The 12,372-nt window shown below is 61.1% G+C and carries 9 protein-coding genes and 1 pseudogene; 6 read left to right on the top strand and 4 right to left on the bottom strand.

Features of this window, described 5'->3' with window-relative positions; genetic code table 11:
* Nucleotides 1–36 precede the first annotated feature (36 nt).
* The 4 genes from rimO (at nt 37) to PSTU_RS0108800 (ending at nt 4,167) form a co-directional block, all read left to right on the top strand.
* A complete protein-coding gene (gene rimO, locus PSTU_RS0108815) occupies nt 37–1,359 on the top strand; it encodes a 30S ribosomal protein S12 methylthiotransferase RimO (protein ID WP_019340680.1) in 1,323 nt (440 codons plus the stop codon).
* 177 nt (nt 1,360–1,536) lie between these two features.
* On the top strand, nt 1,537–2,325 hold the full coding sequence (locus PSTU_RS0108810; protein ID WP_019340679.1) for an outer membrane protein OmpK: 789 nt from the start codon (nt 1,537–1,539) through the stop codon (nt 2,323–2,325).
* Between the two features lie 106 nt (nt 2,326–2,431).
* The gene (locus tag PSTU_RS0108805; protein ID WP_019340678.1) at nt 2,432–3,097 is read left to right on the top strand and encodes a TetR/AcrR family transcriptional regulator; all 666 of its coding nucleotides are present in this window, start codon (nt 2,432–2,434) and stop codon (nt 3,095–3,097) included.
* A 332-nt stretch (nt 3,098–3,429) separates the two neighbouring features.
* Nucleotides 3,430–4,167, top strand: coding sequence for an SDR family oxidoreductase (locus tag PSTU_RS0108800; RefSeq protein WP_029404683.1), 738 nt, complete (start codon nt 3,430–3,432; stop codon nt 4,165–4,167).
* A gap of 129 nt (nt 4,168–4,296) precedes the next feature.
* On the opposite strand, the pseudogene PSTU_RS0108795 reads toward PSTU_RS0108800, so the two are convergent.
* Nucleotides 4,297–4,866: pseudogene (locus PSTU_RS0108795) on the bottom strand (cation transporting ATPase C-terminal domain-containing protein); the annotation flags it as partial.
* 38 nt (nt 4,867–4,904) lie between these two features.
* On the opposite strand from PSTU_RS0108795, the gene PSTU_RS0108790 reads away from it, so the two are divergent.
* Nucleotides 4,905–5,585, top strand: coding sequence for an SDR family oxidoreductase (locus PSTU_RS0108790; RefSeq protein WP_019340675.1), 681 nt, complete (start codon nt 4,905–4,907; stop codon nt 5,583–5,585).
* A gap of 204 nt (nt 5,586–5,789) precedes the next feature.
* Here the strand turns inward: PSTU_RS0108790 and betA are convergent, their stop codons facing one another.
* The 3 genes from betA to betT form a co-directional block, all read right to left on the bottom strand.
* Nucleotides 5,790–7,466, bottom strand: coding sequence for a choline dehydrogenase (betA, locus tag PSTU_RS0108785; protein WP_019340674.1), 1,677 nt, complete (start codon nt 7,464–7,466; stop codon nt 5,790–5,792).
* Nucleotides 7,467–7,520: 54 nt separating this feature from the next.
* Nucleotides 7,521–8,993, bottom strand: coding sequence for a betaine-aldehyde dehydrogenase (betB, locus tag PSTU_RS0108780; protein ID WP_019340673.1), 1,473 nt, complete (start codon nt 8,991–8,993; stop codon nt 7,521–7,523).
* Nucleotides 8,994–9,089: 96 nt separating this feature from the next.
* Nucleotides 9,090–11,156: a choline BCCT transporter BetT gene (gene betT, locus PSTU_RS0108775; protein ID WP_019340672.1), complete on the bottom strand. Its 2,067-nt coding sequence runs from the start codon at nt 11,154–11,156 to the stop codon at nt 9,090–9,092.
* Between the two features lie 411 nt (nt 11,157–11,567).
* On the opposite strand from betT, the gene tsaA reads away from it, so the two are divergent.
* Nucleotides 11,568–12,266: a tRNA (N6-threonylcarbamoyladenosine(37)-N6)-methyltransferase TrmO gene (gene tsaA, locus PSTU_RS0108770; protein ID WP_019340671.1), complete on the top strand. Its 699-nt coding sequence runs from the start codon at nt 11,568–11,570 to the stop codon at nt 12,264–12,266.
* The last annotated feature ends 106 nt before the right edge of the window (nt 12,267–12,372 follow it).

The following is a 12,372-nucleotide window of genomic DNA, read 5'->3' as shown; positions in this document are numbered from 1 at the left end:
GCCATTTTCATGCGCGGTTTTCGAGGTTCAAAGTCGATGAGCAAAACGCCAACAGTCGGGTTCGTCAGCCTGGGTTGCCCCAAGGCCACGGTCGACTCTGAACGCATCCTCACCCAGCTGCGCATGGAGGGTTACCAGATCGTACCGTCCTACGACGACGCCGACGTGGTAGTCGTCAACACCTGTGGCTTCATCGACAGCGCCAAGGCCGAATCGCTGGACGCCATCGGCGAGGCCATCGCCGAGAACGGCAAGGTGATCGTCACCGGCTGCATGGGTGTCGCCGAGGACAATATTCGTAGCGTCCACCCCAGCGTCCTGGCCGTCACCGGCCCGCAGCAGTACGAACAGGTGGTCAACGCCGTTCACCAAGTCGTGCCACCGAATATCGATCACGATCCCTTCGTCGATCTGGTCCCGCCGCAAGGCATCAAGCTGACCCCGCGCCATTACGCCTATCTGAAGATTTCCGAAGGCTGCAACCATACCTGCAGCTTCTGCATCATCCCGTCCATGCGCGGCAAGCTGGTCAGCCGCCCGGTGGGCGATGTACTGAGCGAAGCCGAGCGGCTGGTCAAAGCAGGCGTGAAAGAGATTCTGGTGATCTCCCAGGACACCAGTGCCTACGGCGTCGACGTCAAGTACAAGACCGATTTCTGGAATGGCCAGCCGATCAAGACACGCATGCTGGAGCTGTGTCAGGCCCTGTCGAGCATGGGCGTGTGGGTGCGTCTGCACTACGTCTACCCGTACCCGAACGTCGATGACGTCATCCCGCTGATGGCTGCCGGCAAGATCCTGCCGTACCTGGACATCCCCTTCCAGCACGCCAGCCCGAAAGTGCTCAAGGCCATGAAGCGTCCGGCCTTCGAGGACAAGACCCTGGCGCGCATCAAGAAGTGGCGCGAGATCTGCCCGGAACTGACCATCCGCTCGACCTTCATCGTGGGCTTTCCTGGCGAGACCGAGGAAGACTTCCAGTACCTGCTCGACTGGCTGACCGAAGCCCAGCTCGACCGCGTGGGCTGCTTCCAGTATTCGCCTGTCGAGGGTGCCCCTGCGGAAGCCATGGACCTCGAACCGGTACCGGACGACGTCAAGCAAGACCGCTGGGACCGTTTCATGGCCCATCAACAAGCCATCAGCGCGGCGCGCCTGGAGCGCAAGATTGGTCAGGAGCTGGACGTGCTCATTGACGAGGTGGACGAAGACGGCGCCATTGGTCGCTCATGGGCTGATGCTCCCGAGATCGACGGCATGGTCTACGTCGACAGCGAGCGCCCGTTGCAGGCAGGCGAAAAGGTTCGCGTGCGTGTCACCCACGCTGACGAATACGACCTGTGGGCCGAAGTGATCTGATTAACCTCGACCGAACGCGTTAAGCCCCGTAGCCACGGGGCTTTTTTCTGTCCAGCAGAGCAGCCTCGCCCACTGCATCAGGTGGCTCACCCAAATTCGATTCATGACTCGCCTTACCAGATTCAGCTGACCGTTCAGCCAAGAAAAAAAGCACACATAACGCAACAGGAGCGCTACATGAAATCCATTCTCTCCACTGCCGCAGTGGCAAGCAGCATGATGCTCGCAGGCCAGGCTATCGCCGCACCGATGCTCTGGCAGGACAACAGCCTGACGTATTTGTACGGGAACGACTTCAAGGTCGACCCTGATACCCAGCACACCCTGACCTTCGAACACGCCAGCGGCTGGACCTACGGCGACGTATTCCTGTTCGTTGACTACAAGTGGAACGAAAGCCAGGACGACAGCGAAGCAGCACGCACCTATTACGGCGAGTTCAGCCCGCGCCTGTCGCTCGGCAAAACCAGCGGAATCGACTTCTCGTATGGCCCGATCAAGGATGTACTGGTCGCCTTTACCTACGAGCGCGGCGAGGATGAAGTGCAGAACTACCTGCTCGGCCCAGCCGTCGACCTGGCGGTCCCAGGTTTCGACCGCCTGGCCATCAACACCTATTACCGCAAGCCCGACGGCATTCGTGAAAAGGCGTCCGGCCAATGGCAGATCACGCCGACCTGGGCCATCACCATTCCGGTCGGCAACTCGGACATTCTCTTCGACGGCTTCATCGACTGGGTCGTGAATGACGCAGGTAACAAGGGTTCCGCCGACTACCAGTCGAAGAACCTGCATATCAACCCGCAGGTCAAGTACGACCTCGGCAAGGCCGTGTACCAGCAGGCCGGCCAGCTCTATGTCGGTATCGAATATGACTACTGGTCCGACAAGTACGGTATCGAAAGTACGCGCGCATTCGACACCGATCAGAGCGCCTGGAACGCCATCGTGAAGGTGCACTTCTAACCTGCACGGCCGCTCGCTACGGCGTGCGGCCACCTTTCCCGACCAGCGTAGGCTAGCATTCAACAAGCGCATCGGGCCTGATGCCGCCGACACAGGAAAGGGATCTATGACCAACTTCGACGCTACGCTGACCCCGGCGCCCATCGCTGGCAAACGCGCCGGCCAGATTCGTCAGAAGAACGAAGAGCTGATCCTGTCGGCAGCCGCCGAGGAATTCGCCCGTCACGGCTACAAAGGCACGAGCATGAACGCCATTGCCATGCGCGCCGGATTGCCAAAAGCCAACCTGCACTACTACTTCGCCAACAAGCTCGGCCTGTATGTCGAAGTGATGCGACATATTCTCGAACTCTGGGACAACGCCTTCGATCACCTCACCGTCGATGATGACCCTGCCGTTGCGCTGGCCAGCTACATCCGCACCAAGATGGCCTTTTCGCGTAAGCAACCGCAGGCCTCAAAGATCTTCGCCATGGAGATAATCAGTGGTTGCGAGTGTCTTTCGTCGCACTTCAACGAGGACTATCGCGAGTGGTTTCGCGGTCGTACCGCGGTGCTGCAGGCCTGGATCGATGCCGGCAAGATGGAGCCGATCGACCCCATGCATCTGGTCTTTCTGATCTGGAGCAGCACCCAGCACTACGCCGACTTCTCGGATCAGATCCGACGTATCACCGGCCAACGTCGCGTCACCAAGGATGATTTCGAGCGGGGCACCGAGACGCTCATTCAAGTCATCCTAAAAGGGTGCGGCTTGAGCCCGCCACGCTAATCCGCACCGCTCTGCCCGAGCGGTCATCTGTGTGTCCTGACGGCTGTGCATCCTTCGCCCGCGAGTCCCGCCCGCCGTATCAATGTCGCCTCCTTCTGCTGTTGGCCGGCCCTATCGAATGGTATTCGGCGCCAGCCAGGGGTAGACCGAGGTAGTCGGCCAACTGTTGGAAGTCAAAGGCTCGGCACTGCACGAGCATCTGGTAAACGGCACCTGACCAGTATCAGGCAAGCCCTCGGCAGGATCGATCTAACGCCAGGCGTGCGTTCTGCCTAGCATCGAAATCACGGCGCATGGGCGTCGATTCGAATGACCTGACGGAGGCTCCGACCATGTCGAACATCAACGGAAAAATCATCCTCATCACCGGCGCCAGCAGCGGTATCGGCGACGCCACGGCACGCTTGCTGGCTGCAAAGGGCGCAACGGTCGTGCTCGGCGCACGTCGCCTGGAACGTCTGGAAAGCCTTGCCGCCAGCATCACAGAATCAGGAGGTGTCGCAGCCTGCCGCACGCTGGACGTCACCCGCCGCGAAGATACCCAGGCCTTCATCGATTTCGCCGAACAGCGCTTCGGCCGCGTCGACGTGCTGATCAACAACGCTGGCGTGATGCCGCTGTCACGCCTCGATGCCCTGAAAGTCGACGAGTGGGACCGGATGATCGATGTGAACATCCGTGGCGTGTTGCATGGCATCGCCGCCGCGCTGCCGCTGATGCAGCGCCAGCGCTCCGGTCAGTTCATCAACATCGCCTCCATCGGCGCGTACGCCGTCAGCCCCACTGCCGCGGTCTACTGCGCCACCAAGTACGCGGTTCGCGCCATTTCCGAAGGGCTACGCCAGGAGGTCGGCGGCGACATTCGCGTCACTGTGGTTTCGCCTGGCGTCACCGAATCGGAACTGGCCGAGAGCATCTCCGATGAGGGTGCGCGGGTGGCCATGGACGATTTCCGTCGCATCGCCATTCCAGCCCAAGCCATTGCACGCGCCATCGCCTATGCCGTCGAACAGCCCGCCGATGTGGATGTGAGCGAGTTGGTAGTCCGTCCGGCCGCAAGCCCCTACTAACGGCGCCAGCGTGGCGCTGCCTACGGCGGCCCGCCGTGGATTGCTCGACGCGCTGGTGTCGCCGGGACTGCCATGGAAGGCCGGTCGCAAACCTCAATGAAGAAGCGCAGGGCACTCGCTCTGCCCCGCTCACAGCTGTCGCGAAGGGCCAAGCCCCAGCCGTCGTAACACCGCCTTTTCAACCTCCAGAATGACCAGGACCGCCACGCCGGCTACTACCACCCACATACCGGTGGACAGCGATAGCGCCTCGGAGGCGAACAGCGACTGCATGAATGGCGCGTAGGTCAACAGCAGCTGCAAGGCGAACACGCCAAACACCGCGACCAGCACCCGCGGCGTGCCCATCACACCCTGCACGGTGAAGGATGGCGCCTTCAGGTAGCGCACGCTGAACAGATAGAACACTTCCATGCAGACCAACGCGTTAACCGCCACGGTACGCGCCGCTTCGACCGTCGCGCCCTGCGAGAGCATCCACTGGTACATGCCGAAGATGCCGACCAGGAACAACGCGGAAACGAAGAAGATTCGCCAGATGACGAATCGCGACAGCATCGGTTCGTCGGGCCATCGAGGCGGGCGCTGCATCACGTCCGCCTCGGTCGGCTCAAAGGCCAGCACCATCACCAGCGCTACCGAGCTGACCATGTTGACGCACAGCACCTGTACCGGCGTGATCGGCAGTGCGATGCCAAGCTATGCTTGACCACTACTTTCAGATGCGAGGATCGCTCATGAACAAAACGGTACTCATCATTGGTGCATCGCGCGGCCTCGGGCTGGGCCTGGCGAAGCAGTTTTCCAGCCAAGGCTGGCAAGTGATTGCCACGGTACGCACCCCGCAGCAGGCCGACGCGCTCGCCGGAATTCCCCATGTGCGTGTCGAAACGCTCGATATGGCCGATGCAGCAAGCGTCGATGGGCTGGCCGAGCGCCTTGGCAATGTCAAGCTGGAGGTATTGTTCGTCAGCGCTGGCGTCGCCGGTCCGCAGGGCAAGCCGGCCAACCAGGCAACTGAAACGGAAGTCGGTCATCTGTTCTATACCAACGCGGTTGCGCCACTGCGCCTGGCCGAACGGCTGCTGCCGCTGGTCGATGCCAGGCAAGGCGTGGTCGTGTTCATGAGTTCTATCCTCGGCAGCGTCGAAACCGGTCCGGGCATGGGCATGTCGCTCTACGGTGCAAGCAAGGCCGCGCTCAATCACCTGACTCGGACTTTCGTAGCGGAGCTGGGCGAGACCGGGCTGACCGTGCTGTCCATGCATCCCGGTTGGGTCAAGACCGACATGGGCGGCGAGCAGGCACTGCTGGACATCGAGACCAGTGCACGCGGCATGGTCGAGCAGGTCACCAAGGCGCTGGGCAGTGGCGGCCATCGGTACCTGGATTATCAGGGCGATCCGCTGCCCTGGTGATCCTGGCGCCGCTTCATCACTTTACGAAGCATGGAGGCGCGCTGCGCAACGAACTCTGATATCTGAATCGCAGACGGTGCATTGCCGAGCTGGCTGCTCTGGAGAATCGGTGGCCGGTGAAAGCTGTGTGACACAGAAAGAAGAAGTTGGCAAACCAAACAGGCGACCTGATTGCTCGGCCGCCTGCAACGCCCCCTATATCAGTCATCCTCGCTGTGGTGCCTTGCGCACAGGGGAGCCCTTGGCGACGTAGTAAGCCGCTGTGCTGCGCGGCAATGGCTGCCGCCCACGAATCCGGTCGGCAATTTTCTCGGCGATCATGATGGTGGTTGCATTGAGGTTGCCGGTGATGATCTGCGGCATGATCGACGCGTCCACCACACGCAGGCCTTCCACGCCGTGCACGCGCCCCTGACCGTCGACCACCGCCATATCGTCCGCGCCCATCTTGCAGGAGCAGGATGGGTGATAGGCCGTCTCCGCATGCTCACGGACGAAAGCGTCCAGATCCGCATCGCTCTGGGCCTCGATGCCAGGGCTCAGCTCCTTGCCGCGGAAGGGGTCGAGTGCGGGCTGACCAATGATCTCGCGGGTCAGGCGGATGCCATCGCGGAACTCCTGCCAGTCCTGCTCATGGGCCATGTAGTTGAAGAGGATACTTGGATCGACATGGGGATCGGTCGAACGAATCTGGATCCGCCCCCGGCTCGGTGAGCGCATCGAACCCACATGGGCCTGAAAGCTATGGCCGTCGTGGGCATTACTGCCGTTGTAGCTGACAGCCACCGGCAGGAAGTGAAACTGGATGTTTGGCCACTCGAACGCCTCGCGACTGCGAATGAAGCCGCCGGCTTCGAACTGGTTGCTGGCACCGATCCCGGAACCGGCGAACAGCCACTGCGCGCCAATCGCCGGTTGGTTCCACCACTTCAACGCGGGATACAGCGAAACCGGCTGTTTGCACTCGTACTGCAAGTACATTTCCAGGTGATCCTGCAGATTCTGGCCGACGCCAGGCAAGTCGTGCACCACCTCGATACCGAGCCCCTTGAGCAACGGCGCCGGCCCGACGCCGGAGCGCTGCAGCACCTGGGGCGAAGCAATGGCCCCGCCGCACAGCAACACTTCACGCCGAGCCCGAGCGACGGTGGCTTGTTCGCGACCACGCAAGTACTTCACGCCAACAGCGCGCTTGTTCTCGAACAGCACGCGATCGGTTACAGCATGGGTGATGATGGTCAGGTTCGGGCGATCCTTGGCCTGATCCAGGTAGCCACGCGCCGTGCTGGCGCGACGGCCATTGGGCGTAACGGTGCGGTCCATCGGCCCGAAGCCTTCCTGCTGATAACCGTTGAGGTCTTCGGTCTTCGGATAACCAGCCTGCACACCCGCCTCGACCATCGCGTGAAACAGGATGTTGTTGCCGGGTTTGGGCGTGGTGACGCTGACCGGGCCGTCGCCACCGTGGTAGTCGTTGGGGCCGATATCGCGGGTTTCTGCCTTGCGGAAGTACGGCAGGCAGTCCAGATAGGACCAGTCCTCCAGACCCGGCATGGTCGCCCAGTTGTCGTAGTCCATGGCGTTGCCACGGATGTAGCACATGCCGTTGATCAACGATGATCCGCCCAATCCCTTACCGCGCCCACAGTCCATGCGGCGGTTGTTCATGTGGGGTTCAGGATCCGTCTTGTAGGCCCAGTTGTAGCGCGTGCCTTGTAGCGGATAAGCGAGTGCAGCGGGCATCTGGGTGCGGAAGTCGAGGCGGTAATCAGGCCCGCCCGCCTCCAGCAGCAGGACGCTGACATCTGTGTCCTCGGTCAGGCGTGCCGCCAGGGTATTCCCGGCAGAGCCAGCGCCAATGATGATGTAATCGTAGTCCATGAATCCTCCTGTCGCGTCGGCGAGCGCTGCCCTGTGCTCCCTCGGCCTGCTCGCTTAGAAAACCGACGCGAACTCGCCCAGTTCCACCTGCACGGACTTCAACCGTGTGTAATGCGCCAGCGACGAGATACCGTTTTCGCGGCCTATCCCAGACTGCTTGTAACCGCCGACGGGCATCTGCGCGGCTGACTCACCCCAGGTGTTGATCCAGCAGATCCCGGCTTCCATCTGATGGATGATCCGATGCGCGCGCGCCAGATCACGGGTGACCACACCGGCGGCCAGACCGTAGTCGCTGTCGTTGGCACGACGCACGGCTTCGTCTTCGTCGTCGTAAGTCAGAAGACTCAGCACCGGGCCGAAGATCTCTTCGCGGGCGATGATCATGTCGTCGGTGCAGTCGCTGAAGATGGTCGGCTCGATGTAGGCGCCACGGCCGAAATCGCCGCTGGTGACGCGTTCACCACCACAGAGCAGGCGCGCACCTTGCGACTTGCCCTTGGCGATATAGCCGAGCACGTTCTGCATGTGGGCGAAGCTGACCATGGGGCCGAATGTGGTTTGCTCGTCCTGCGGGTCGCCCATGCGGATTCGCTTTACCCGCTCGAGCAGCTTCGCTTCGAACTCGCTCAACAACGCGCGCGGCACAAAAACGCGGGTGCCGTTGGTGCAGACCTGACCGGAGCTGAAGAAGTTGGCCATGACGGCGATATCGGCGGCGCGATCCAGATCGGCATCGTCACAGACGATCAATGGCGACTTGCCACCCAACTCCATCGTCACGTCTTTAAGCGAAGAGCTGGCAGCGCTGGCCATCACCTTCTTGCCGGTCGCGACACCGCCGGTAAAGGACACCTTGGCGATGCGCGGATGCTCGGTAAGCAAGGCGCCGATCTCGGCACCGGTACCGGTCAGCACGTTGAACACACCCGCAGGTAATCCGGCTTCGGTGAAGATTTCAGCGAGTTTCAGCGCGCTCAGCGAAGTCACTTCGCTCGGCTTGAAGATCATCGCGTTGCCAGCAGCCAGGGCCGGTGCGGCCTTCCACAGCGCGATCTGGATCGGGTAGTTCCAGGCGCCAATTCCGGCCACCACACCCAGCGGCTCACGCCGGGTGTAGACAAAGCTGGTGTCGCGCAGCGGGATCTGTTCGCCTTCGATGGCCGGCGCCAGGCCTGCGTAGTACTCGAGCACATCGGCGCCAGTGACGATGTCGACACTGCGGGTCTCCATCAAGGGTTTACCGGTGTCGAGGGTCTCCAGCAGCGCCAGCTCATCGTTGCGCTCACGCAGAATGTCGACCGCCTTGCGCAGCACACGCGAGCGCTCCATGCCGGTCAGTGCAGCCCAGATCTTCTGGCCTTTTTCTGCGCTGACAACTGCTCGTTCCAGGTCGGCACTCGATGCCTGGGCCACTTCGGCGAGCACTTCGCCGTTGGCCGGGTTGATGCTCTCGAAGACCTGCCCACCGCTGGCGTCGATGTAGCCGCCATCGATATAGAGTTGTTGCCGTGGATAACGGGCCATGATTTACCTCTTCGAATGTCTGGGTGGCAACGGCCGGATAAGCCGCCGCCACGTTTCAGGCGCCACGACGAACCTGTAGGTTCGCCGTGATCGCAGTCAGGTGGCGCTTGCGGTGCCTGGTTCGGACGAGCCGTCCGCCAGACTGCCCTTCTCGCGCTGCAGGTGCAGGAACTGCATGTGGTGTTCGTAGTGATCGAGGATGTCCTCGATCAGCTGACGCTTCGAATAGCCCATCAGGTCATACCCCAGACTGCCCTGTCGCAGGTGGACCTCAAGCCGATAGTAGTGCGCACTGCTACTCGATGTGCGCACCGCAAACGATGGCATCGCGCTGCGAACCGGCCAGATCTGGTAGGTGAAGTCCATTTCACTGCCCAGATTCACGTTGAGAATCAGGTGCTCGTTGCCTGCCCCGCCTTCGATGATTTCCACCGGCACGCCTTTTTCGCCGAGCGCCTTCTGGATCTCTTCCATGGCTGGCCGGCATGTCTCTTTGAGGTAGCGGCGAATCTGCGACAGGCTCGGGAAGCTCATCGCGCGCGACAGCCGCTGGCTCCAGTTCATGTGGGCATGTTCAAGCGTTGCACGGCCGGAAAGCTGGCCGGAGAGACTCTTTTGATAACTGTCCGCCATCACGCCTTCGACGTGCAGCGCCTTGAACAGGCCAACCATCATGAACAGAAGCACAATGGAGAACGGCAGGCCCATGATCACCACGGTCCCTTGCAATGCGCTCAGCCCGCCGGCAATCAGCAGCGCCAGAGTCAGCACGCCGATGATCCCAGCCCAGAGTACACGCATCCAGACGGGCGCATCGCTATTGGCGTCCCTGAGAATCGAGGTGAAGTTGGATAGCACCAGCGAGCCCGAGTCACCCGAGGTCACGAAGAACACAATAGCCAGAATGGTGGCGACCGTGGTCGTCAGGCCTGCCCAGGGCAGGCTCTGCAGGAAGAGGTAGATCGAGGATCCAGGATTGCTGACAGCCTGTGCGCCAAACTCGACCGCACCGTTCATGACCATGTCGATGGCGCTGTTACCCATGATCGACATCCACGCCATCATGAAAGCCAACGGCAGTAGCAGCGTGCCAATCACGAACTCACGGATGGTGCGGCCTCGGGAAATACGCGCCAGGAACAGGCCAACAAACGGCCCCCATGCGATCCACCAGGCCCAGAAAAATACCGTCCAGGCATTCAGCCAGTCGGTCGGCTGGTCGTACGCGTAGGTATCGAACGACAGGCTGATGAAGTTGGCAAAATAATCGCCAACATTCATCACCAGCGCGTTGAGCAGGAAGGTGGTCTTGCCGGCGAACAACACGAACAGCAGCAGCAATACCGCGAGCAGCATGTTGAACTCGGAGAGCCGCCGGATGCCCCGCTCCACCCCGGTTGCCGCAGATATCGCGGAGAACACGACGATCAACACGACCAGCACCGACTGGGTCAGCGTGTTCTCAGGCACCCCGAAAATGTAATTCAGGCCGAAATTGAGCTGGATGATGCCGATGCCCAGGCTCGTGGCGATACCGAACACCGTACCCAACACGGCAGCCGTGTCGACCGTATGCCCGATGGGCCCGTAGATGCCTTTGCCGAAGATCGGGTACAGCGATGAGCGGATCGAAAGCGGAAGCCCCTGGCGAAAGCTGAAGTAGGCCAGCGACATGCCTACCAGCGTATAGACGCCCCAGCCAGACAGCCCCCAGTGCAGGAAGGTCAACTCCATGGCATGTCGCGCTGCCTGCGTGGTGCCGCCTACGCCAACCGGTGGTTCCAGATACTGGGTGATTGGCTCAGCGATGCAGAAAAACAGCAAGTCGATGCCGATACCGGCGGAGAACAACATCGCCGCCCAGGTCACGACATTGAATTCCGGTTTCGAATGATCGGGGCCTAGCCTGATCTTGCCGTAGCGCGTGGTGGCGATGACCACCACAAACAGCAAATACACCAGCACGGCCAGGAAATAGAACCAGCCAAAGGTGTTCGAGATCCAGCCCAGGACGGTATTGATGACCGTCAGGGAAGGCTCCGTGAAGAACATCGTCCAGATCGCAAACAGTACGATGGCAACCGCCGAACTGTAAAAAACGACCGGATTGATGCGATCCCGTGTTGAGTCGGTGTGATTGGGTGAGAGCTCAGCCTCGTTCATCAGTTCTATCTCCGGAACTTGTTCTGGCTTTTAGGACATCGCGTTGCGACGAAATGCAGCGGTCACGTTTCGTGACTGCCAAAGTGGCTGCACTGCTGCTGCCTTATGCGGGCTACGTCAGGGGCGACGCGCCAAAAACTGCCGTAAAGCTCTAACGAGCGCGGCGTTAGGAAAGGGTGACGCGCACAGCCGTAAAACAAACCTAGCCTATGTTCGAAAAATGGGCGGCTATCCTACACGAATTATTGCAACTCCGCATGGAAGCACCTTCCCTCAACATGGAGCATCACTTAGCTGTGCGCAGCTTCAGATGGCCATGTAGCCGTTGCAGATCACCGCGCAGGCCTCGGCACGGGCGCGATCCGCAGTCGTAACGGGTAAGATGGCGCTCTTCACGCCTGGCTAATCAGCATGTCCTACTCCGTTTCCCCTGTCGGCTTCGTCCGCTCCTGTTTCAAGGAGAAGTTCGCCATTCCGCGCCAGCCGCAACTGGCGCCGGCTGCTCGAGGCGTGCTGGAACTGGTCGCACCGTTCGACCAGCCCCACGCGCTGGAGGGGTTGGAACAAGTGAGCCATGTCTGGCTACTGTTTCTGTTTCATCAGACGTTGGAGGCCGAACCCCGCCTGCGAGTCCGCCCGCCGCGTCTGGGCGGCAATCGTATGGTTGGGGTTTTCGCGACACGCGCGACACACCGGCCCAATGGCATCGGGCAGTCTGTGGTAAAGCTCGACCGAATCGAACCAGGCCGGCTTTATCTGTCGGGGATCGATCTGCTCGATGGGACGCCAGTACTGGACATCAAGCCTTATGTTCCCTACGCCGATGCAATCCCGGATGCGCGCAACGGCTTGGCCGAGGACGCGCCCAATCTCATCAGCGTACGCTGGACCGAGAACAGCCTGCAGCAGGCACTGAACGAAGCGTCGCGGCTGGGCGAGCCGCTGCAAGCCTTGATCGAGCAATGCCTGGCACAGGACCCGAGGCCGGCCTACCAGATGCCGGCAGCGGAGCGCCGTTACGGTACCCGGCTCTGGGATGTCGAGGTTCGATGGCATTACCCCGATCCGTCGACCATCACCGTATTGGAAGTGACTCGAGCAGCCGACTAGGCTCGCTTAGACCTTCGCAAGACCGCTCGGGAATATCCTGCGTACCGGCTCGAATTGTCGCCGCGTAGCCCAACGCATACGACAGCGCCGCGGCTGGTGTTGCGCA

Origin of the sequence: Stutzerimonas stutzeri SDM-LAC (genome assembly GCF_000235745.1) — a bacterium.
Taxonomy (GTDB): domain Bacteria; phylum Pseudomonadota; class Gammaproteobacteria; order Pseudomonadales; family Pseudomonadaceae; genus Stutzerimonas; species Stutzerimonas stutzeri_H.
Note: the sequence above shows the minus strand (reverse complement) of the source record. Positions and strands in the feature narration are given on the sequence as shown.